Source organism: Shewanella sp. GJ50-10 (assembly GCF_055808815.1).
On sequence record NZ_JBVVSS010000001.1, the window covers coordinates 2,613,634 to 2,637,149 of the forward strand.

Here is a 23,516-nt window from a genome sequence, read left to right on the forward strand (position 1 = left end):
TTCGATATCCCTTGCCGCCCCTACGAAATTGCTCTGAAAAGCGAGCAAGCCTCATGCTTATTCGAAAATAGCTAACGCTTTAGAAAGGCCATCCATGGCCAACTAAAGCTAGCCTGACGTCCTGTCAGGCTTACGCTATTTTCTTCAACACATTTCAGCAATTTCAATGGGGATCTGTTGCACCGGCAGGTTCAATTTGAATTGAGTCAAGCAAGAAAATTACGTGAGTCTAGCCATGGATGGCTAGCTAGCTTTCGAGGGGAAGGGACGCCCCATCGTAAGCGTTAGTGATTTTTGTAGCTTGCCGAAGCAGTCTACAAGCGAAGTTAAACGCTATGAATAACTCCATTGGAAGTTTCGCTTTTTAAACTTCGTTGGAGCGGCTGGGTGTTCCAAGAGGGAGTTGCCGTTCACTCCCTTTTGGTCGGGTGTGGGCGAAGCGCCACGACGTTGAATGTAATCCCAATTCCGTTTGAAAAACGGATAAGCTGTTACCACCAATGAGCACATTCTAATTAATGAAGCTCATTTACTCAGCATAAGTCTGATAGAGTTCTTAAAAATCAATAACTTTACTTTAGTAAAGGTTAATTGGTATGTTTATAAAACATACATAAGTGCTATGCAAATAGTAACATCAAAAGGATAGTTTAGTGCAAGTTCAGCATTGTTATACCTATATACAAATTGGATTGGCCATACGCTTATTACGTAACGTGAATGCTACCGATAAAAAGGAGTATGTTGAAGCGGCTCTCGACACCTTAATCGAACAATTAGAAAAGGGGAATTTTGAGGTCACCCTCGCAGCAATGGGATCTATAGCTTTTAATAACATGCAGGAAGATTTAAGTACTCTCGAAAACGACCAAGAAGAAATAGGCGATGCAATCTCTAGACAAGTATCTGAACAAGCTCATTTTATTGAAACTGTAGTATTCCCAGAGTCAAGCATTAAGAAGATATATATACTTCCTAATAGAAGGTTCAATACTCAATACCTATTAGAAACACCTGAAAAATTATTGGCTGATGGTGTTTTTGAATTGCTTGATGAAATAGCACAACACGATATTAAATCTGCATGTAAATGTTTATTGTTTGGTGAAGCAACTGCTTCCGCTTTTCATATTTTAAGAGCCACAGAGTCAGTTTTAAAACATTACTATTTACATCACAAACGTCAAAATAGATTAGCTAAGCCAATCTGGGCCAGTATGGTTCAACAATTAAAAGCAAAAACTAGAAATAAGCCCCCTGAAACATTATTAAACTCACTAGACCTAATACGCACAGCTTACCGTAACCCTACTCAACACCCACAAGCGACTTATGAAATCGATAGTGCCCAAGATTTATTTGGGGTGTGTTTAGATGTTATAGGTAAGATGGGAAGTGAGTTTTGATTTAACAAAAACTAAATTGGGACAGAATAAACTAAATCTCTGACCCAATTTATTAACTCCCTCCCCCTGAAAACATCACAAACCTAAACAACCCCAGCCTTTCCTATTTGCTTGCTATTTTATCGTTTAACCCCGCTATGTTATAAAAGCCTTTCAAACCTAATAACAACCTCTTAGAATGGTTTTTATCATCAGTTGCCGAGTCAGTAATGCTTAGATTAATTCAATCGAATCAGATGGAAGTGCTATCTGAACAGCTTTCCAAAATGTTAGCTATTCCCCTTGATAATGCTAACTTGCTGGCTAACGAGCATGTGCTAGTCCAAAGTCCGGGGATGTCGACTTGGCTGCGTTTAGAAGTGGCTAAATACAATGGTATTGCCGCGGCCCTTTCCTTCCCGCTGCCATCGAGTTTTACTTGGCAACTTTGCCACGAATTATTGCCTGATGTGCCTAAAGACAATGCTTTTACCAAGGCGGCCATGACGTGGAAGTTGATGGATTTACTGCCAACTTTATTAGCTGATGAAGACTTTGCGCCACTAAAGGCCTATCTCAATCCTGAATTAGCGACCGATGTTACAGACTCTAACCTAAGCTCAGCTCTTTCTGCAGTAGAAGAAACGCAAACACATACTTCGACAAAAGATAGCTTAAGTATTTTATCGGCCCAGCATCAACAGCACTTTGATGCGATGAAGCTGTATCAATTGTGTGGCCGTATTGCCGATATTTTTGACCAATACTTAGTTTATCGCCCAAGTTGGATCCTTGGTTGGGAGCAAAACGAGCACCCAATAAAGCTTGAACAAAATCAGTTATGGCAACCTAAGTTGTGGCGAGCATTAATTGATTACAATCAAAACACCATCAAGGGTAGCCATTATCACCGCGCCAATTTACATCAAGAATTGATTGCAGCGCTGCAAAATCCTCAAACGGTTATCGGCTCATTGCCAGAGCGCTTATTTGTGTTTGGTATTTCATCCATGCCACCGCAAACCCTTGAGGTGCTTTACCATTTAGCCGAACGTATCGAAGTTATCATGTTTTCATTAAGCCCTTGCCAGCATTATTGGGGCGATATTGTTGACCCTAAAGCCCGTGCTCGTATGGCGCTGCAATACGCTGATAAAAAGCAGTTAGGCGAACTGTGGGAAGAAAAGCTAGAAGTCGGTAATCCTATTCTTGCCAATAACGGCAAAATGGGCCGTGAGCTTTTAGATTTAATGCTGGAGTTACCTGCTGAGCACACTGACTTTAGCTACGATTGCTACATTGAACCAGAGCAATCCCCTGACGAGTTAAACCTACTTCAAGGTTTGCAGTTCGACATTCTGCAAATGGAGACACTAGGTCAAGCATTAGGGCCAGATGCGCATTTTTATCAAAATACTGACACGCGAAGAAGTCTTAAACCAACTGATGACTCGATTACTTTAAGAAGCTGTCATAGCCCGCTACGTGAAGTCGAAACCTTACACGACCATTTATTAGAATTACTGTCCAATAAAGATAATAGTGACGGCTTACTACCAAAAGATATCGTGGTGATGATGCCTGATGTCGCCGCTTATGCGCCGTATATTGATGCTGTTTTTGGCACCAGTAATAGCCAATCAAGCTCTTTACAAGGTGCATTAAAAGGGACTCGTCAAAGTAACTATTATATTCCTTACGCCATTGCGGATAGAGGCGCAGCGCAAGAGTCGCCGCTAATTAATAGTTTTTTAAATTTACTGAATATCAATCAAAGCCGTTTTGGCTTAACAGATATTATTAGCATTCTTGAAGTGCCGGCTATTTTACGCAAGTTTCAACTCGATGATGACGGCTTACAGCTCATCAGACGCTGGCTAGATGACGCCAATGTTCGTTGGGGGCGTGATGAACAAACCCGCCTGCAACAAGGCGTGCCTGCTTTTAAACAAAACTCATGGGCGTTTGGTATTAGCCGTCTTATTCAAGGTTATGCGTTTAACGACGACTCATCGATTTACCATGACACCTTGTTAGTTAAAGGGGTTGAAGGACAATCTGCGCAAACCTTAGGCTATTTGCTTAACTTTTTAGAATCTATCGATGAGTATCAACTGCAACTTGCGACCACTTGCCCGACACTTGAGCGTATTGAACAGCTTTATCAATTACTCGATGTATTTTTTGAAGCTGATGACGAAGAACGCGAACAAGTACAAACCATCCGTGAAGCATTAACGTCATTAAAAGAAGAATTAGAAGGTGCAGGCCATCAAGGCGAACTTGATATTGAGGTACTTAAGCAGTGGTTCAATCAACGCTTGAATGAATCAAGAGTGGGCCAACGATACCTTGCAGGTAGCGTCAACTTCTGTACCTTGATGCCAATGCGATCGATTCCATTTAAAGTAGTGTGTTTATTAGGGATGAATGACGGTGTTTATCCACGAGTCCAGCATCCTGTGGGCTTTGACTTAATGGCGCACAATGGCGCAATTAAAGGTGACCGCTCACGCAGATTAGATGACAGATACCTGTTTTTAGAAGCGCTTTTGTCCGCAAGGCAGCAGCTGTATATCAGTTACATTGGCCACTCAGAGCGCGATAATGCCGAGCGTATTCCGTCGATGTTAGTCTCGGAGCTTATTGAATATTATCAGCTGTGTTACTTTGCCGATTATTGCTTAACCGAAGGTTCTGACTCTGCTGCACGTTCAAGCATCAGTAATGACGCTGCCGACCAAGCCATCATTGAGCATTTGATTGTTCAGCAGCCGCTGCAACCTTTCGATGCGCAACTATTTCAGCCAGCGTTTTCAGACTCGCCATCGCAGCAATCTAGTTTACAACACTCTTCTTTTCAGCAAAGTTATAGTCATCAATGGTGCCCGCCTAAGTTTAATGACCCATTAACAGCGCAATGGCAATCGGCATTTATCGACTCAGCCAAGCCTATTGCTGTGGATTTACAATCAGATTTAGCCGATGCAGCGACAGAACATCAGCTTACTCTTGAGCTATCTGCTTTATTGCGTTTCTTTAGAAGTCCGGCGCAGTTCTTTTTAAATCGTAGTCTTAAAGTCGACTTTAACCTGCGTATTCAGGCCGACGATAATGATGAACCTTTTGGTTTAGACTCGCTTGAGCGTTACAAGCTGCAATCCGCTTTACTCGATAGCGCTATTTCAAATCAGTTAGAACATGCAGATATTGAGTTTGTCGCCAAGCTAAAAGCTGGCGGCTCATTACCAATGCCTCCATTCGACGACTTACTACTTAATCGATATCAAAAGGATATTGCTGCACTAATTAGTAGAGTTCAATATTTAACTGCTGAAACCCAAACCACTGAGGTGGATGTCGATTTATCCTTTAACGACATTCAATTAACGCCGCAGCAAACCATCGAAGTCAATTTGATTGGCCGCATTGATGATATTTACGCCAAAGGCCAAGTGAATTATCGTCCAGGGACTGCGCACGGCCGAGACTTTTTACGGGTTTACTTACGTCACTTGTGTTTAAACGCGGCTGGGGTAGAGAAAAACAGTTACCTGCTCGACATAGGCCATTTTCATGCCTTTAATGCCATAAAAGCTGAGGCTGCCCAGCAACTGCTACAACAGTTTATTCAAGCTTATGTTAACGGCCAAGCACAGCCACTTTGCTTTATGCCTCGCACAGCCCTTGCCTACGTTGAAGCCGAAGGTGAGCACGATGAAAAACTCCATGAAGCCCAAAGCCAATGGATTGATGAACAAACCGAGTTTGGCGAAGGAAACGATCCACACAATAAGCGTTTATTTAGCTTCCCAGAGGATTTCACTGAGCAAGGATTTGGCCGTACAGCCATGCAATTACTTAAGCCGATGATCAGCGTGTATCACAAAGGCACCTTGGCTGACTTAGATGAATACATCAACGAAACCGTATCGACTAGCTCTGAGGGCAATCAATAATGGTCACTGTAACCAAATTAAATCCCCTCACTTTACCATTTGCGGGCAGTAGCTTAATTGAAGCCAGTGCTGGCACAGGTAAAACCTATACCATTTCAGGGTTATATTTACGTTTGCTGTTGGGTGATGAAAACAGCGCGCCATTAACCTGCGAACAAATCTTAGTGGTGACCTTTACCAATGCTGCCACCGAAGAGCTACGTGACCGTATCCGTAAACGAATTCAGGTGGCCTTTAAATGTTTTATTGGCCTTGAAACTAACGATGAGTTTGTCAAAGCGCTTTATCAGCAAATACCTGAGTCTGAACGTTCAATCGCGTTAAGACGTTTAGATTTAGCGTTAAAGTCATTAGATGAAGCTGCCATTTTTACCATTCATGGTTTCTGTCAGCGGATTTTATCTGACATGGCGTTCGAGTCATCATTGTTATTTGAATCTGAGTTTACTCTAGATGACAGCGAGTTTTTACATCATGCGGTAAGAGATTTTTGGCGTGAAACCTGTTACCCATTGCCGCCAGTATTAGCCCAAGTGATCGCCAATGAATTTGGCAGCCCTGATGATTTAGCCAAACAGCTAAGGCAGTTGTTAGGCGCAACGCAAGCTAAAACCTCATTTATAGCCAAAGACTTTAATAAGTTAACTAATGAGCTTATTCAAAGTTTGTCACGCTTTAAAATGCGCTGGGCAGCCGACAGTGAAACAGCGCTGACACTACTCCATAGTTTGCCGCTTAATGGTGCCCGCTTTGGTAAAAAGGCCGATGACTACCCGAAACTTGCAGCAATGTTCGACCGCTTAACCAATTGGGTCAAAGCTGATTATGGTTTGCCGCCAATTAAAGAATTAGAAATGTTGGCACTGTCAGGTCTTAAACTCAATAAAGGTGGCACGGTTCCAACGCCATCTGAAGCGCCGTTATTAGATCATATAGAGCGATTGTTTGATTTAATTAATCAAATCAAACCCGCATTTTTAGTTCGGGCTAAAGATGGGATTAAATTACGTTTTGCGCTGCAAAAAGCCCAACGTAATTTGATGACCCCTGACGATCTATTAATCACCTTAGCTGGTGCACTAAATTCTGCGCAAAATAGTCAAGTTTCTGAATCACAAGAATCACAAGCATCACAACCTGCTGAGTCAGTCATCTCCCAGCAGCTTGCTAACGCCATTGCCACTCGCTTTCCGGTGGCTTTAATTGATGAGTTCCAAGATACCGATCCGTTGCAATTTGCGATTTTCTCAGCTATTTATCAGCAGCAAAAACAATTAGATAAACTCAGTTTGCTAATGATTGGCGATCCTAAACAAGCGATTTATGCCTTTCGCGGCGCTGATATTCATACCTATATTCAAGCCCGTAAGCAAACCGAAGCCCATTACAACCTTGAAACTAATTACCGATCATCAACTGCGCTAGTAAAGGGTGTAAATCAGTTATTTAGCCAACATGACGACCCGTTTATCAGTGATGCAATTCCTTATGATGTAGTCAATACGCCACAAAGTGCTGACAATAAAATACTCACCGAAGCAGCCACCAACCCTGCTGCACTTCGCATAAAGTTACTGGGTGAAGATGAATCAGGATTAAATAAAACCACTGGCCGTAAAATATTAGCCAATGATGCCGCCAGTGAAATTAAGCGGCTGTTAACTGAATCACAAGATGGTCAGTGTTTTACGGGCAATGATTTTAAGGATAATGCCTCAAATGGTAAATCAGCCAAACCGCTTATTGCTAAAGACATTGCGGTACTGGTGCGCGACCGAAACGAAGCGGCGGTCATGAAAAAAGCCTTAAGCGATCGTAATATTGGCGCAGTATTTTTAAGCCGTGATAGCGTATTTAAAACCCAGGAAGCCTTTGAACTCGCGATTATATTACGTGCTTTAGCTAACCCAAAAGATGAGCGTAGCTTACGCAGCGCCATGGCTACCGAGTTAATGGGCTACAGCGCCCAGCAAATTCATCAATTTAATCAAGATGAAGAACAGCGCCAAGATTTATTAGATAAATTCGCCGACTGGCATCAACTGTGGAATCGTCACGGCATTATGCCAGCACTGCTTTCCCTCGCCAGTGAAACAGCGCTAATCAAACGTTACTTAGCCAAAGGGAATGCGAATGAGTCAACAGCAGCTATCAACGAAACTGAAACTGGCGAGCGCCGCTTAACCGATTTTCGTCATCTATCTGAGCTGTTACAACAAAAAGCCACTGAGCTTGATGGTAGTAGTGCCTTAATCAATTGGTTTGAGCAACAACTGATTGATGGTCAAGGTAGCGACGAGCAGCAGCTTAGGCTTGAAAGTGAGCAAAACTTGGTACAAATCGTCACGATTCATAAGAGTAAAGGGCTTGAGTACCCAGTATGTTTTGTCCCCTTTATCAGTCTAGCCCGTGATAATCGCCGCAAACCCACACCAATGCTTTACCATCAAAACGACCAATTAGTATGGGATGTAGAAGCCAGTAAAGAAGGTTGGGAGCAATATAAACAAGAAAACCTCGCCGAAGATTTACGCCTTTTATATGTTGCGCTCACCCGCCCTGTTTATGTGTGTTATTTATACATCGCCAATCATAGCCGTATGTTAAAAGCAGGTATTAGCAGCCAGTTATTTGAAACTGCCATCGGTTATTTATTGGGTATCACCAGTAAAGAGTGCGACTTTGAGCAGCTCAAATTAAAAGCGCTATCGCTTACTACAGATAAAACGGGCAATGGTATTGATGCAATAAGTATTACTGAAATCGATGCCATCGATGAGTCAGCGCTTATCAACAGAGATAACAACGACCAAGAGCTTGCACCGAAAACATTAGTGCGCGATTACCATACGCCTTGGCGCGTCGGCAGTTATTCTGGTCTAGTGAAGCATTTAGCCCATGAAAAAGTCGCCCCAGGCGCTGATGATGAAGACTTCAGCCAAGAAACCCAGCCACAATTTGAGCCAAGCAGTGATATCAATCCATTTGATACTGAAGCCCAAGAAGATGCCATTAACCGTTTTACTTTTGAACGCGGCGCTAATGCCGGTAGCTTTATGCACTTGGTATTAGAGTTATTTGACTTCACTAATGCCGATAATGAATTACCAGATGCCTTAATCAAAGCCATGGATCAATACGGTTTTGATAAAGAAATTTGGACTGACACCTTATTTGATTGGTATCAGCAAATATTGCATACCCCGCTATTAACGGGTTATCAGCAGTGCGATCAACAATTGCTTACTCCCCAAGGGATGCCACTAACCTTAAGTGAATTAACTGAAAAGCAAAAGCTGGTGGAAATGGAGTTTTACTTGCCCATTAGCCGGTTAAAGTCGGAGCAATTAAACCAACTGTTAACCCATTACGGTTATGATGCTGGGCTTGAATTTGATGAGCTGCAAGGCATGCTAAAAGGCTTTATCGATTTAACCTTTGAATATAATGGTCAATTTTATATTGCCGATTATAAATCGAATCATTTAGGTGATGACTACCAAGATTACAATATCGATGCCATGGGCAAAGCCATCAGTAGCCACCGCTATAACCTGCAATATATCTTGTATACCTTAGCGCTCCATCGTTACTTGTCATTGCGCATGCCAACCTATGATTATCAACGTCATATTGGTGGCAGCTTTTACTTATTTTTACGTGGAATGAGCCCACAATCGCTGCAATCGGGTGTGTTTTTCGACAAGCCACCTCAAGCGTTAATTGAGCAATTAGATGTCTTATTTAGTGCTTCAATTGAGTCAAATGCTTCAACAGAAACAAGAGCATCAATGGAGTCTGCATCATGAGCCAATTACTCCAACTTAGCGCACCAATAAAAGATTTATTAAAACATTGGCAACAACAAGGGCTAATCACCCCGCTAGATCGCCACTTCGCTTTGGAAATGGCCAAAGTTCAAGTTGAGGCTAAAATTTCAAGCCAGGCAACTCAAACCGATAACGGCTCAAACGATGACTTTTTATTGTTTGTTTGTGCCCTATTAAGTCAGCAATTATCGAGTCAGCACAGCTGTTTAGTGATTAACGATATCGATTTAGCTAACCCTTTTTGCGAGCAACAAGCTTTATGTAAACTAGCGCTCGACCACCAGCAATTAGCCAATGCGATAATCGACTTAGAGTGTGTCGGTGAGCCCAGTGATAATAAACCGCTTATTTTTGAACATGGGCGTTTATATCTTAATAAGTATTATCACTTTGAAACCGAAGTGGCTAACCGCCTCAATCACATGGCGGCAATTAATCTAGATATCGATTTATCGGCTAACTCACAAGTATTGCCCGCTTATTTAAATGACTTGTTTGATGAAGCAAAAACAAGCTCGTCAGCCCCGATGATCAATTGGCAAAAAGTGGCTACAGCCACAGCGTTAACTAAAGCCTTAGCAGTGATTACGGGCGGCCCTGGCACAGGTAAAACTACCACAGTGACAAAGCTTTTATTGCTTCTGCTGACTCAATCATCGTTAACCATAAAGTTAGTGGCGCCTACGGGTAAAGCCGCGGCAAGGTTAAGTGAGTCAATCAAAGCGTCTAAATCCCGTTTACTTACTCAGGTCAGCCAAACAGGCAAACCTGAGTTAATTGAAGCGCTAAATAATATTCCTGAAGAAGCTGCCACTTTGCACAGGTTATTGGGGGTTATTCCAAACTCTCATGCTTTTCGTCATAACAAAGACAATCCCCTACGATTAGATTTATTAGTGGTAGATGAAGCCTCGATGGTTGATTTACCTATGATGCATAAGCTGTTAAATGCATTGCCAAATAAAGCAAGATTGATACTTTTAGGCGATCAAGATCAGTTAGCTTCTGTTGAAGCTGGCGCAGTCTTAGCCGATATTTGCTCGGGACTTGCCAATAAGGCTGTAAATTCAACTGCTAGCCCAGAAAAATCCAATGAGCAATCACAGCCTTGGCGAATGCGTTATTCAACCAAACAAGCTGAGTTACTTCATCAGTTAACTGGTGAGGATACCCATCAATTTATTGATCAAACACCAATGATTGGTGACAACCTATGCATGTTAATGCACAGCCATCGCTTTAAAGGTGATGCGGGGATTGGCTTGCTGGCAACTGCGGTTAATACTGTCGATATCAATGGTATTCGCCGTGAATGGCAACAAGGTCATCAAGAGCTCACATGGATTGAGCATCAGGTTGAAGGCCAAAGCTTACAATTACTTCAACTGTCTGTTGCGGCTTATAGCGAATACTTGCAAATGATCCTCGATAATCAATTTGCTTATCAACAGAGTTCTGATTCTAATGCTGATTCTGGTTCACGTGAGGATATTCATCAAGCAATAAACATTATTGAAAGCTTCAATAAATTCCGTATTTTATGTGCCATGCGCTCAGGTGAATTTGGCGTCGATGGAATCAACCTTGCCATCACCAAAGTACTTGAGCAAAACCATTGGATAAAGCCAAGCCAAGAGTTTTATCTTGGCAGACCGATTATCATCCAGAGTAACGATTACAACCTAGGCTTGTTTAACGGTGACATTGGGCTGATTTTACAAGATGAGCTTAAACCAGAGCGTCTTATGGCTTACTTTGTAAAAGCAGATGGTAGTTTACTTAAAGTGCAGCCCGCTCGCTTACCACATCATGACAGCTGCTTTGCGATGACCGTACATAAAAGCCAAGGCAGTGAATTTGAAAAAGTGGCCTTTGTTCTGCCGCAAAAACCCAGCAATGCGCAATGGCAACTGCTCACTAAAGAGTTGGTTTACACTGCAATTACTCGAGCTAAAGAGCACTTTATTTGCTTAGGCTCACCTTATGTTTTCGAACGAGCTTGTAAGCAAGTCACCTCTAGAGCTTCAGGATTAGCACTGAGATTATGGGGAGAGGATCGTTAGCAGCTAAACTGCTCGTTTTTTCTGTAGACTCGTTAATGAGAGTTACTATCAAACTGAACTCTTTTAATCAGCACTTCGTACATTTACATTATCAAATAATGACGGAGTGCTTATGTTTTCCTTTTTTAAAACTAATCCTATCAATAAGCTTGAAAAACAGTATTCAATGCTCCTTGAACAAGCCATTCACGCTCAAAGAAAAGGAGATATTAGAACTTACTCGAGTTTAACTGCAGATGCAGAGGCTGTACTCAAAAAAATACAAGACCTTGAAACCACAAACGTATGAGCTGAGTTTGAATAGCTTATGTTTATAAAGCCCATATTTAATTTGTTAATGAATCCATACTCATGACTATTGGTTAACGTCTGTTGATTCACAAATGGCTTAGTACTCTCAATGCATATGATTTACCCATCGAACATGCCTTTTATTATTTTAATTCCAAGTAAAGTTACATCGAAGAAATTTGAATCTCAGTGTAGGCACGGCTGTGACCGTCCGTGACATGGACGTCATGGCCGAGCTTTCAGGGATGAACTTGCAGCGTGTCATAGTCGTGTTTGCACATAAACCTGCGGCAGGCAATAGATTAACTTGAAGGTATGAACTTAAATAAACCTGCCAGTATCAAAGAATTTAAGAAGTATAAAACACATACCCAAGGTTTAAGGTGATTGTTTAAAAGAAGTGCTCACCTAATTCAATAAATATTCAACCAAAGTTAAAATTATTGTTAGGAATATCGGAATTAAAGCCATTAGATCGAAATTATTACTTTGTTTCGTTTGAAGGTTTAATAAGTCCGGGTTCTGAAATTTAAAGATTTCACCGCTGGTTGCTGACTCAATAGCAAAATTTTTTGACCACTTTTCAGGATTTCCTAGCCTTTTACCATTAAGCAAATATTTCAGCCAATACTCTGGGTATTCATGCTCGATATATTGACAAATGTCTTTCTGAATCTGATTATTCTTGATGATTAAATACATCAAGAAAAAGCCATTTAAGCAGATGTAAACAAATAGGTGGTTCATTCTAATCCTTGAATGTAAAACAGAAATCCTTTTAATTCATACTATAAATTATGCCAATACGGAGAGTCAAATACCAAAAGTTAGATGATTAATTAGCAAGGGTTAACCTCTATTTCAGGTGGGTCATTGATAGTGTTAGCTTGTTTATAATGAAGCATACATTCATCATTTAAAGCAGTAGGTAAGGTATCTGACTCAAAATAAACGACGAAATGCCCGCCGACTATCGTCGTAGTGAGTGTATCGTAATCTAACGTGATCAAATCATCCCAGCTACCTTGGTCTCCATCATAATTGGCTAACGGCGTTCCGAATTTAATTGAAACCGGCGTACCGTTAATGTCGACAAAAACTGAACTTCCAGCAGTCATTTTCTGATTACCCTTAATCGATGACTTACTGTAAGTTAACTTAACAGCATCTTCCATTGCTCCTTGGATAGCTTGAAGTGAGGCATTTTTTGCATCCGTTTGTAAATCGATAAATTTTGGTGCTACATAAACAGCCAAAATGCCTAAAATAATAATCACTACCACTAGCTCGATTAATGTAAACCCTTTCTGGTTATCTTCTCTATTCATATTCCATTTTCTTTTACATTAATTGTCTAATTCTTGATTTTTAGTGGCATTATTATCTTTTAATAATTTAACAGACCACGCCCTATTAAATAATGGAGCAAACTGAAAACATAATTAAAAAGGCTAGCAATAATCATATTGCTAGCCTTATATAAACATCAGCGACTAAGCTAAGTAAAGGTAAAATTTCATACCTAAATTTTAAACACATATGTGTAAAACTAGCTTTTAAAAATTAAGCTTTAAAAACTATCACCAGGTATTCTTACCCTGCCTTCCATCAACACTCTGGCACTGCGGCTCATACTGGCTTTGTTCACTTGCCAGTTACCATCAACCAATGTTGCCTCTGCGCCAACTTTTAGCGTACCAGATGGATGACCAAACACCACTTGAGTGCGTGGTATCCCACCAGCAGCTAAGTTCACTAATGAACCTTCTACAGCCGCTGCAGTACCAATCGCCACAGCAGCAGTCCCCATCATGGCATGATGAAGTTTCCCCATAGATAAGGCGCGAACTTGTAAATCAATTTCCGAAGCTGTGATCGACTTTCCGCTTGATGAAGTGTAATCACTAGCGGGTGATACAAAGGCAATTTTGGGCGTATGTTGACGACTCGCAGCTTCATCAATGTGATTAATTAATCCCATTTGCACAGCCCCATGAGCGCGGAGCATTTCAAAAAAAGCTAAAGCTTGTGGGTCACTATTAATGTCATCTTGCAGTTCATTACCTTGATAGCCAATATCTGCTGCATTTACAAAAATGGTCGGAATGCCAGCGTTTATCATAGTGGCTTTCACTGACTTAACGCCCTTGTCGCTAAACTCAGCTATAGACTGCGGAAGCACTAACTCGTCAACCACGTTACCTGTTGGGAACATAGCAGCGTCCGCATCAGCTGGCGCCATAAATTCCACAAGTACCTCGGCTGCAGGAAATGTCACACCATCTAATTCAAAGTCACCAGTTTCTTGCACTTCACCATTTGTCATCGGTACATGGGCAATAATGGTCTTGTTAATATTAGCCTGCCAAATTCTCACTACAGCGATGCCGTTTTGTGGAATACGGCTGGCATCGACTAAACCATTCGAAATAGCAAATGATCCAACAGCGGCAGTTAAGTTGCCACAATTGCCACTCCAATCCACAAACGGCTTATCAATGGCAACTTGGCCAAACAAATAATCCACATCGTGATCGATTTGAGTGCTTTTAGATAAAATCACCGTTTTGCTGGTACTTGATGTCGCCCCGCCCATACCATCAGTTTGTTTACCATATGGATCTGGGCTGCCGATCACTCGCAGCAATAATGCATCACGAGCAGCACCAGCCACTTGAGCCACTTTAGGCAAGTCAGTTAGATTGAAAAACACGCCTTTACTGGTGCCACCACGCATATAAGTGGCAGGTATTTTCACTTGTGGAGCTTGCGCCTGTTGTTGCGTAGACATATCAATTCCTACTCAATTTATTCTTATAAAATCTATAAATCATCAATGGATGTATGGACTTAATCGCCCAAACATTCCCAAAATACTAAGCGCGAAAGAGTATTTTCGCGCTTACATCATGTCGTTTTTGATTTATTAGTTACTGATTACAGATCACTGGTTACAGGTTATTTTCAAGAAAGTCTTGAGCAAAGCGCTGTAAAATACCGCCAGCTTCGTATACCGATAGCTCTTCAGCTGTGTCTAAACGACACTTAACAGACACTTCAGCTTGCGAGCCATCACGACGATGAATAATTAATGTCATCATAGCGCCAGGGGTACGTTCACCGACCACATCAAAGGTTTCGCTGCCATCGATTTGATATGTTTGACGGGTTTCACCATTGATAAACTCAACAGGTAATACGCCCATGCCGACTAAGTTAGTGCGATGAATTCGCTCAAAACCTTCAGCGACAATCACTTCAACACCCGCTAAACGGACGCCCTTTGCTGCCCAGTCACGGCTAGAACCTTGGCCATAATCTTTACCAGCAATGATCACTAATGGTTGCTTACGCTCCATATAGGTTTCAATGGCTTCCCACATACGGCTTATCTGCCCTTCTGGCTCAATACGCGCATATGAACCTTGCTTAATTTGACCATTGTCTTGGACCATTTCATTGAGCAGCTTAGGGTTGGCAAAAGTCGCTCGTTGAGCGGTTAAGTGATCGCCTCGATGGGTTGCATAAGAGTTGAAGTCTTCTTCTGGTAAGCCCATTTTATCAAGATAAGCCCCCGCAGCACTGTTAAGCATAATCGCATTAGAAGGCGATAAATGGTCAGTAGTAATGTTGTCACCCAATACCGCTAATGGGCGCATACCTTTCATAGTACGCTCACCTGCTAATGCGCCTTCCCAATATGGTGGGCGACGAATATAGGTACTTTGCGGACGCCACTCATATTGCGGGTCAATCTTAGGTGAAGAGGCACCTTGTGAAGAGCCATCTTGTGAGGAACCAGTACCATAGTCTACTTTGATATCAAACATTGGCTCATAAACTTTACGGAATTGCTCAGGCTTAACGCTTTTAGCAATCACAGCATCGATTTCAGCATCTGAAGGCCACAAATCTTTCAAGCGAATGTCATTTCCTTCACTGTCTTTACCCAATACATCTTTTTCGATGTCAAAACGGATAGTACCGGCAATGGCGTAAGCAACGACTAATGGCGGTGATGCCAAGAATGCTTGTTTTGCATAAGGATGAATACGACCATCGAAGTTACGGTTACCAGATAGCACCGCGGTAGTGTATAAATCGCGCGCAATAACTTCTTGTTGGATAACAGGGTCTAATGCGCCACTCATGCCATTACAAGTGGTGCAGGCAAAACCAACAATACCGAAACCAAGGGCTTCAAGTTCGGTTAATAAATTGGCTTCTTCAAGGTAAAGTTGTACCGCTTTAGAGCCTGGTGCTAATGAAGTTTTCACCCATGGTTTACGAGTTAACCCTTTAGCATTGGCATTACGCGCAATGAGACCGGCAGCAATAACGTTACGAGGGTTTGAAGTGTTAGTACAGCTCGTGATTGCGGCAATAATACAGGCGCCATCAGGCATTAACCCTGCTTCATTTTCAACTTCACCGCTTATGCCTTTTGCTGCTAAGTCAGAGGTTGAAACACGGCGATGTGGGTTCGACGGGCCAGCAATGTTGCGACCAACTGATGACAAGTCAAACTTAAGCACACGTTCGTATTCAGCATTAGTAAGCGTATCTGCCCATAAACCATTGGCTTTGGCATAGGTTTCTACAAGCTTAACTTGCTCATCATCACGACCTGTCAGCGTTAAGTAATCAATGGTTTTATCATCGATATAGAACATTGCAGCAGTAGCGCCAAATTCTGGGGTCATGTTAGAGATGGTTGCGCGATCGCCTAATGTTAGGTTTGCTGCGCCTTCACCGTAAAATTCAAGATAAGTTGATACTACTTTTTGTTCACGTAAAAACTCAGTAATCGCTAACACAATATCGGTTGCAGTGATGCCAGCTTGGCGCTCACCCATTAACTCAACACCGACGATATCAGGCAGACGCATCCATGAAGGACGACCAAGCATAACGCTTTCAGCTTCTAAGCCGCCCACACCAATTGCGATAACGCCGAGCGCATCTACATGAGGCGTATGGCTGTCTGTACCCACTAACGTATCAGGAAATGCCACGCCTTCACGAGCTTGCACCACTGGTGACATTTTTTCTAAGTTAATTTGATGCATGATGCCGTTACCAGGCTGGATCACATCAATGTTTTCAAATGCCGTTTTAGTCCAATTAATAAAATGGAAGCGGTCATCATTTCGTCTATCTTCAATCGCGCGGTTTTTCTCAAAGGCATCTTTTTCAAAGCCAGCATGCTCTACAGCCAATGAATGGTCGACAATTAATTGAGTGGGTACCACGGGATTGACTTTCGATGGATCGCCGCCTTTTTCAGCAATAGCATCACGTAAACCCGCTAAATCCACTAATGCGGTTTGGCCTAAAATATCATGACAAACCACACGTGCTGGGTACCAAGGAAAATCAAGATCGCGTTTACGCTCGATAATTTGCTTAAGTGAATCTGTTAGGGTTTCTGGTGAGCAACGTCTTACAAGGTTTTCAGCATATACGCGTGAAGTGTATGGCAGTTTTTCATAAGCACCTGGCTTAATGGCGTCGACTGCAGCTTTGGTATCAAAATAATCAAGATTGCTACCAGCTAGGGGCTTTCTAAAATTGGAATTCATAATCAATCCGTTGTTATTGATGGTTAACATCTTTTTCTAATCGTTTGCTGTGTTTTACTAAATGACCTGCAGATCGTTTTTGTTTTTATTGCAACGTATTCAGCAGTGAAGGAACGATAAAAAGATGTAAGACAAACTAATTTGTTCGCGTTTAAATAAACAAAAAGGCTGACGGATTCCGTCAGCCTTTAGACTTTATCGTTCGCTAATTGGTGTGACGGTACGAGGCTCTGAACCAGTGTAATCAGCACTTGGTCTGATAATACGGTTATTAGTACGCTGCTCCATAACATGCGCAGCCCAACCCGTTAGACGAGAACAAACGAAGATTGGCGTGAACAACTTGGTTGGAATACCCATGAAGTGATAAGCCGAGGCATGGAAAAAGTCAGCATTACAGAATAGTTTTTTGCTATCCCACATGAACTCTTCACAGGCAACAGAAATATCATAAAGACTGGTATCGCCGTGTTCATGGGCAAGCTTTTCTGACCACGCTTTAATAATCACATTACGCGGATCAGAGGTGCGGTAAATGGCATGACCAAAGCCCATAATTTTCTCTTTACGCTCTAGCATGCCAGCCATTTGAGTTTTAGCATCGGCAGGTGAGGTAAACTTTTGGATCATATCCATTGCCGCTTCGTTAGCGCCGCCATGTAATGGACCACGAAGTGTACCGATAGCACCAGTAATACATGAGTACATATCAGATAACGTTGATGCACAAACGCGAGCGGTAAAGGTTGATGCGTTAAACTCATGCTCAGCATAAAGGATTAACGAGACATCCATAACCTTGCGATGTTGCTCAGACGGTGTTTCACCACGAAGCAGTTTTAAGAAATGGCCGCCAATAGTGTCTTCATCAGTAACACAGTCAATTTCAACGCCGTCATGGCTAAAACGGTACCAGTAACACATGATTGCAGGGAAAGCTGCAAGTAGACGATTAGCAGCGGTATTTTGCTGAGTAAAATCCACTTCTGGCTCTAAATTACCTAAAAATGAACAACCCGTACGCATCACATCCATTGGGTGTGCATCTGCAGGAATACGTTGCAGTACTTCTTTTAGCGCTTGTGGTAAATCACGCTGAGCGTTCAGTGCTGATTTGTAGGTTTCTAGTTGGTCTAATGTTGGTAGTTCACCGTTAAACAGTAAATATGCGACTTCCTCGAAGGTGGCATTTTCAGATAAATCAGCCACATCATAACCGCAATAAGTTAAACCAGAACCTGATTTACCCACGGTACATAATGCTGTTTCACCTGCGCTTTGACCTCGAAGGCCTGCGCCACTTAATTTCTTGTCTACCATAATGATGTCCTATTCTTTTATGTTTCTGCTATTTTTCACATATTCGATAAATCAAAGATGCTTATTAGGTACTGTTAACACTTACTTCATTACTCTTTCTAACTTATCTGCTTGCTAAAAATTATCATTGTCCCAAAACAATGTTTGGCTAATTTTTATACTGACGATTAGCACATAACTTCTAGCAAACAGCTATTAGATAAATATTTATGCAGCTTATTTATTCTTACCTTCAGCAAATAAGCTATCTAACTTTTGCTCGTAATCGTGATAACCCAGGTAATCATATAAATCCATGCGGGTTTGCATGGTATCGACAACCGCTTTTTGGTCACCATCATTTAAAATTGCTGAATAGACATTCTCAGCTGCTTTGTTCATTGCGCGGAAGGCACTTAAAGGGTAAAGCACCATGTCTGCGCCCCACTCACCTAGCTGCTCTTTATTCCACAACTCTGTTTGGCCAAACTCCGTAATGTTCGCCAAGATTGGCACATCTAACGCCTCTGAAAATGCACGGTAATGCTCTTCTGTTTTAACCGCTTCCGCAAAAATGCCATCTGCACCGGCTGCCACATAAGCTTTAGCACGAGCGATTGCGGCCTCTAACCCTTCTTGAGCAAAAGAATCTGTGCGAGCCATGATGAAAAAGTCAGGATCAATACGCGCATCAACCGCAGCTTTAATGCGGTCAACCATTTCTTCTGTTGAAACGATTTCTTTATTTGGACGATGGCCACAACGCTTTTGCGCTACTTGGTCTTCCATGTGTACTGCAGCAGCGCCTGCTTTTTCCATATCACGAACAGTTTTAGCAATGTTAAATGCGCCGCCCCACCCAGTATCAATATCTACTAATAATGGTAAGTCACAGGCTGAAGTAATGCGCTGCACATCAACGATTACATCGCTCAATGATGTCATGCCCAAATCAGGCAAACCGTAGGATGCATTTGCAACACCGCCGCCCGATAAATATATTGCTTGATGACCTATCTGTTTTGCCATCATCGCTGCATAAGCATTGATAGTACCGACGATTTGTAGTGGTTTGTTGTCAGCTAGTGCTTGACGGAATTTTTTGCCTGCGCTCATGACTTCCCTCTCTTTAATGTGCAATTGTCTTCAATGGCTTACCGTGTTTTGCTATTAATACACGTGCGATTGAATGGATTTGTTGGTTTATTAGTTTTCTAGCTTCGATTCGATATTCGCTTTTGAGTACATGATATGGCGTCGCATGAGCATTTCTGCCAGCTCCTCGTCACGGTTAGAAATCGCTTTGACTATGTGTTTATGTTCATCAAATGCAGTGGTAACACGTGGCCCCGCCATTCCCAGCTGTACGCGATACATGCGTATAAGGTGATACATGCCGTCAATAAGCACGGTTATCAGGTGTTTATTCTTACTGCCTAATATGATGCGGTAGTGAAAGTCGACATCGCCAGCTTCTTGGTAATAGGATTCGCCTGATTGAACCTCATCAAAATGACGGTTTAGCAGGGAGTTTAAATCGGCGATTTCGGTATGTGACATGTTTTTAGCTGCAAGTCTTGCAGCCATACCTTCCAACGACTCACGAACTTGGTATAGCTCAATCAAGCCTTCAGGCGTTAACGCCACAACTCTTGCGCCAACATTTGCTTTGCGCTCAACCAAATGGCACGACTCTAACCGATTAATCGCTTCACGAATAACAGCTCGGCTTACTTGATACTTTGTCGACAGTTCTGTTTCACTCAATTTAGAGCCAGCTTGAATGTCGCCCTCGACAATATCTTTGCGTAATTCAAAGAAAGTCTTATCGGCTGCGGTTATTGGCTGTTCGTTAAAAAATGTCATTAGAATAAAGTTGAGCTATGTTTCGAATAATTGTCGACAATATATGCTCATTTAATAGCATGGTCAATATAAAACCGACGCATTGTCGACAAAGGTCTAACGTGGACGTCAACATTTCAGTACATTTTTAATTGCAATAAGGAGATTCAAACAAGGTAGCTCTAGTATTGTTATTTCTTAACAATAAAAGCACAATGGAGCAACACTGATATTTCTTATTAAAGAATAATAGAATCAAGGCTTAATATGTCAGAGAGTGCAAAAACAGTTCACCTGAACCCAGCTGAGAAAAAGGGCTTTTTAAACAGCATTAACCACTTTCGAGGAATAGCGATTATTTTTATCGTGATGGCTCACTGTTATCGCCCTGCTGGTTGGGAGGTCGAAACCTTAGCCGATAAAGCTTGGTTTAATTTAATGATGAATGGCACGGTATTTTTTGTGTTTATTTCAGGTTTTTTATTCCACCACGTGTTTTATCATCGCTGGGATTATAAGAAATACATGAAAAGCAAAACCAAGTTTGTATTCTTACCTTATATATTGCTATCACTACCTTGGATATTTTGGCACTTATCAGTCGGTACAGATCCCGCGATGCATGTAATGTACGCCGATATTGAAAAGCCCGCTGTTGCAGCAAGCTGGTATGTCATCACTGGCAGAACACTAACCGCTTATTGGTACATCCCAATGGGAATGATGTTGTTTGCGCTATCTCCTTGGGTGATGCATTTAATCAAGCGTCAACACCTGCTTATTGTAGCGATACCATTATTCATCATTGCCATGTTAATTCACAGACCGGAGTCAAACCTCAACGCGATTCAGTCTTTGTTTTACTTTTTACCTGTCTATTTATTTGGTGTATGGGGCTCAGCCCATAGAGATAAACTATTTCCATTCATCGATAAATACTGGATTTTGATGTTACTAGTCGCCATCGCCTTAGCGGTTGCTCAAGCACATTGGTTTGGTGCGGGGACGTTAAATAAAGCAGCACTTGAACTGACAGTGCCTGATTTGATGTTGCCACAAAAAATACTACTGACTTTTGTCATATTGGCGATTTTAAATAAGTTTGAACACATCAGTATTAAGCCACTGCAAAAGCTCGCTGAAGTCAGTTTTGCGATTTACTTTATTCATCCTTGGATAACAACTCCTTGGTGGATGATCTATAACAGTCCAGATATTTTCGGCTTAGCGGGTAGCGGGAATATTCTCACCACATTAATTGTCACTATGTTAGTCATCGTCATTTCTTACTTCATTGCCATTGCAATCAAGAAATTATTTGATAAAAAGAGCCGTTATCTCATTGGCTGGTAAAATTGGCGAATCAACGTCAATAACTAAGGCCTTGTTGATTAACAGCAAGGCCTTTTGATTGGCTGACAAACTGGTTTATTTTGTATAGATGAAGGCGAGTAATTAAACTTTAGTAATTAATAACCCATATTGATGATTAGATAAGCAGTTACCGAAAACCTTGCTTGCACTAAACCTTACCAGTTCATTATCATGAACCAACGATAAACCTATTTTCACCGTCAACTTCTCACGGGGCTATATGACAACTATCAATGTACTGCTAATTTGTGGCGGAGGCAGCGCTGAACACGATGTTTCAGTATTGTCAGCTAACTATTTTGAATCATCTTTAGCAAAGTCAGATAAAGTAAATCTGCTTAGACTAGAGCTTGATGCTAATGGCCACTATTTCGATACAGAAGGTAATCGATGTGAGCTAACTAACCGCCGTGAAGTTCGTTTTGATAATGAAAGTAAACCCGCATGGCCTGTTGATTATGCCATTCCTTGTATTCACGGTTTTCCCGGTGAAACAGGTGATATTCAATCTTATTTTAACCTGATCCAACTGCCTTATTTTGGTTGTGAATCAGAGGCATCAAGTAACTGCTTTAATAAAATTACTGCAAAAATGTGGTTTACAGCATTAGGTATTCCAAACACGCCCTATATTTTCTTAAATGATTTAACCCAAGAGGCCATTTCACAAACGAAAACAGCACTCAAAGAATGGGGCTCTGTATTTGTCAAAGCAGCGTCTCAAGGCTCATCTGTGGGTTGTTATAAAGTGGATGATGCATCACAAGTCGAACAAGTGCTTAATGATGCTTTTGGTTTTGCGCCTTCTGTGGTGGTTGAGAAAACCATCGTTGCCCGCGAACTTGAAGTGGCGGTTTATGAGTATCAAGGTGAAGTGATTGCCACATTACCGGGAGAAATAATTTGTGCGACTAATACGTTTTATACTTTTGAAGAAAAATACAATGCTAGCAGTAAAGCCAGAACCGATGTCGTCGCACAAAACTTATCTGTAGAAGTAACACAACAAATCAGAGAATATGCCATAAAGGCATTCAAAGGGATGAAGCTCAGACACTTATCAAGAATTGATTTCTTTTTAACAGATGAGAATGAAATTTTATTAAATGAAATTAATACCTTCCCTGGCTCGACGCCCATTTCGATGTTCCCGAAAATGCTTCAAAATCATGGTGAAGACTTTACCGCTTACCTTGTAGACAACATCGAAAGTCAGCTTTAACGCGACATATTAATTGAGATAATATTGGAGAATGTTTGCTGATGGCCAGCATTTTCCAATTCATCCCGCCACGGTTTATCTTGCACCTTGACCATATAAAAGTCCTGTCTGTATGTGTCAGTAACAAATGCAATACCATGCTGCATCAACTCATAATGAATGTCGTTAATGAACACCAAAGAGAAACCTTGCCTCCCAGTTAATTGATTAATATCTTCTCTTGTTAAGCTAACGCCAGACTCTAATTGATCAAACTGTAACTTAAGCCAGTTAGCAAAATCTTTAGAACTCACCATAGACATAATACCCTCCCAAAAAGCTCATGTTGTTATCAGCGGATATCTCATCCGTTGAGAGCTGGCTGAATAGAACAAGTATAGTTTGTTAACTCAATAATTTTGGAAACAATACTTTTTATAGACCAAACAGGCTTACATCTGATAATTAATTGTTAAACAAATGTAGCAATCGATTGTCAGACGAATAAATCGTAAGTCATTAAAATAAAATAAGTTCTTAATAACATATTCAAAAAAAACATACCGTCAAATTGGCGGTGCCCGTCAAATAAATGACTTTTTTAACTTGCATTCATTAATTAGACATATCAATATCCCATAATAATAAATTAAACTTTAGTACTACATTTCATCATTATGCATACGT

At 41.4% G+C, this 23,516-nt stretch carries 15 protein-coding genes; 8 read left to right on the forward strand and 7 right to left on the reverse strand.

The window, feature by feature from the left end; genetic code table 11:
* Positions 1 to 653: 653 nt before the first annotated feature.
* From AC0L4E_RS10965 to AC0L4E_RS10990, 6 genes are all read left to right on the forward strand, one after another.
* Positions 654 to 1,406 (forward strand): hypothetical protein, encoded by a 753-nt coding sequence (locus AC0L4E_RS10965; RefSeq protein ID WP_473679205.1) that lies wholly within the window; start codon positions 654 to 656, stop codon positions 1,404 to 1,406.
* A gap of 209 nt (positions 1,407 to 1,615) precedes the next feature.
* Complete coding sequence (gene recC, locus AC0L4E_RS10970) at positions 1,616 to 5,344, forward strand: exodeoxyribonuclease V subunit gamma (RefSeq protein ID WP_473679206.1); 3,729 nt, start codon at positions 1,616 to 1,618, stop codon at positions 5,342 to 5,344.
* The gene (recB, locus tag AC0L4E_RS10975; RefSeq protein ID WP_473679207.1) at positions 5,344 to 9,153 is read left to right on the forward strand and encodes an exodeoxyribonuclease V subunit beta; all 3,810 of its coding nucleotides are present in this window, start codon (positions 5,344 to 5,346) and stop codon (positions 9,151 to 9,153) included. Before recC ends, recB begins: the two co-directional genes overlap by 1 nt.
* The gene (recD, locus tag AC0L4E_RS10980; RefSeq protein ID WP_473679208.1) at positions 9,150 to 11,237 is read left to right on the forward strand and encodes an exodeoxyribonuclease V subunit alpha; all 2,088 of its coding nucleotides are present in this window, start codon (positions 9,150 to 9,152) and stop codon (positions 11,235 to 11,237) included. The genes recB and recD overlap by 4 nt, the downstream gene beginning before the upstream one ends.
* 112 nt (positions 11,238 to 11,349) lie before the next feature.
* A complete protein-coding gene (locus AC0L4E_RS10985; protein WP_473679209.1) occupies positions 11,350 to 11,526 on the forward strand; it encodes a DUF6435 family protein in 177 nt (58 codons plus the stop codon).
* Positions 11,527 to 11,707: 181 nt separating this feature from the next.
* Positions 11,708 to 11,839, forward strand: coding sequence for a hypothetical protein (locus AC0L4E_RS10990; protein WP_473679210.1), 132 nt, complete (start codon positions 11,708 to 11,710; stop codon positions 11,837 to 11,839).
* A gap of 528 nt (positions 11,840 to 12,367) precedes the next feature.
* Here the strand turns inward: AC0L4E_RS10990 and AC0L4E_RS10995 are convergent.
* From AC0L4E_RS10995 to AC0L4E_RS11020, 6 genes are all read right to left on the reverse strand, one after another.
* The gene (locus AC0L4E_RS10995) at positions 12,368 to 12,856 is read right to left on the reverse strand and encodes a type II secretion system protein (protein WP_473679211.1); all 489 of its coding nucleotides are present in this window, start codon (positions 12,854 to 12,856) and stop codon (positions 12,368 to 12,370) included.
* A 242-nt stretch (positions 12,857 to 13,098) separates the two neighbouring features.
* A complete protein-coding gene (prpF, locus tag AC0L4E_RS11000) occupies positions 13,099 to 14,319 on the reverse strand; it encodes a 2-methylaconitate cis-trans isomerase PrpF (protein WP_473679212.1) in 1,221 nt (406 codons plus the stop codon).
* Between the two features lie 160 nt (positions 14,320 to 14,479).
* Positions 14,480 to 17,110 carry a Fe/S-dependent 2-methylisocitrate dehydratase AcnD gene (gene acnD, locus AC0L4E_RS11005; RefSeq protein ID WP_473679213.1) on the reverse strand — a complete coding sequence of 877 codons (2,631 nt, stop codon included), beginning with the start codon at positions 17,108 to 17,110 and terminating at the stop codon, positions 14,480 to 14,482.
* Between the two features lie 195 nt (positions 17,111 to 17,305).
* Positions 17,306 to 18,430, reverse strand: coding sequence for a bifunctional 2-methylcitrate synthase/citrate synthase (prpC, locus tag AC0L4E_RS11010; RefSeq protein ID WP_473679214.1), 1,125 nt, complete (start codon positions 18,428 to 18,430; stop codon positions 17,306 to 17,308).
* Positions 18,431 to 18,646: 216 nt separating this feature from the next.
* The gene (gene prpB / locus AC0L4E_RS11015) at positions 18,647 to 19,525 is read right to left on the reverse strand and encodes a methylisocitrate lyase (RefSeq protein WP_473679215.1); all 879 of its coding nucleotides are present in this window, start codon (positions 19,523 to 19,525) and stop codon (positions 18,647 to 18,649) included.
* Between the two features lie 90 nt (positions 19,526 to 19,615).
* Complete coding sequence (locus AC0L4E_RS11020) at positions 19,616 to 20,275, reverse strand: GntR family transcriptional regulator (RefSeq protein ID WP_473679216.1); 660 nt, start codon at positions 20,273 to 20,275, stop codon at positions 19,616 to 19,618.
* A gap of 246 nt (positions 20,276 to 20,521) precedes the next feature.
* Between AC0L4E_RS11020 and AC0L4E_RS11025 the strand changes: the two genes are divergently transcribed.
* Together AC0L4E_RS11025 and AC0L4E_RS11030 are read left to right on the forward strand one after the other, a co-directional pair.
* Positions 20,522 to 21,607, forward strand: coding sequence for an acyltransferase family protein (locus tag AC0L4E_RS11025; RefSeq protein WP_473679217.1), 1,086 nt, complete (start codon positions 20,522 to 20,524; stop codon positions 21,605 to 21,607).
* Positions 21,608 to 21,848: 241 nt separating this feature from the next.
* Positions 21,849 to 22,850, forward strand: a complete 1,002-nt coding sequence (locus AC0L4E_RS11030) for a D-alanine--D-alanine ligase (RefSeq protein WP_473679218.1) — start codon at positions 21,849 to 21,851, stop codon at positions 22,848 to 22,850.
* Here the strand turns inward: AC0L4E_RS11030 and AC0L4E_RS11035 are convergent.
* On the reverse strand, positions 22,847 to 23,152 hold the full coding sequence (locus tag AC0L4E_RS11035; protein WP_220754854.1) for a hypothetical protein: 306 nt from the start codon (positions 23,150 to 23,152) through the stop codon (positions 22,847 to 22,849). The genes AC0L4E_RS11030 and AC0L4E_RS11035 overlap by 4 nt on opposite strands.
* Positions 23,153 to 23,516: the final 364 nt, after the last annotated feature.

What these genes read in the sequence shown, in the direction of transcription:
- recC (WP_473679206.1), top strand. Translation starts at nt 1,616, where the DNA reads ATGCTTAGATTAATTCAATCGAATCAGATGGAAGTGCTATCTGAACAG.
- recB (WP_473679207.1), top strand. Translation starts at nt 5,344, where the DNA reads ATGGTCACTGTAACCAAATTAAATCCCCTCACTTTACCATTTGCGGGC.
- recD (WP_473679208.1), top strand. Translation starts at nt 9,150, where the DNA reads ATGAGCCAATTACTCCAACTTAGCGCACCAATAAAAGATTTATTAAAA.
- AC0L4E_RS10985 (WP_473679209.1), top strand. Translation starts at nt 11,350, where the DNA reads ATGTTTTCCTTTTTTAAAACTAATCCTATCAATAAGCTTGAAAAACAG.
- AC0L4E_RS10995 (WP_473679211.1), bottom strand. Translation starts at nt 12,856, where the DNA reads ATGAATAGAGAAGATAACCAGAAAGGGTTTACATTAATCGAGCTAGTG.
- prpF (WP_473679212.1), bottom strand. Translation starts at nt 14,319, where the DNA reads ATGTCTACGCAACAACAGGCGCAAGCTCCACAAGTGAAAATACCTGCC.
- acnD (WP_473679213.1), bottom strand. Translation starts at nt 17,110, where the DNA reads ATGAATTCCAATTTTAGAAAGCCCCTAGCTGGTAGCAATCTTGATTAT.
- prpC (WP_473679214.1), bottom strand. Translation starts at nt 18,430, where the DNA reads ATGGTAGACAAGAAATTAAGTGGCGCAGGCCTTCGAGGTCAAAGCGCA.
- prpB (WP_473679215.1), bottom strand. Translation starts at nt 19,525, where the DNA reads ATGAGCGCAGGCAAAAAATTCCGTCAAGCACTAGCTGACAACAAACCA.
- AC0L4E_RS11020 (WP_473679216.1), bottom strand. Translation starts at nt 20,275, where the DNA reads ATGACATTTTTTAACGAACAGCCAATAACCGCAGCCGATAAGACTTTC.
- AC0L4E_RS11025 (WP_473679217.1), top strand. Translation starts at nt 20,522, where the DNA reads ATGTCAGAGAGTGCAAAAACAGTTCACCTGAACCCAGCTGAGAAAAAG.
- AC0L4E_RS11030 (WP_473679218.1), top strand. Translation starts at nt 21,849, where the DNA reads ATGACAACTATCAATGTACTGCTAATTTGTGGCGGAGGCAGCGCTGAA.
- AC0L4E_RS11035 (WP_220754854.1), bottom strand. Translation starts at nt 23,152, where the DNA reads ATGTCTATGGTGAGTTCTAAAGATTTTGCTAACTGGCTTAAGTTACAG.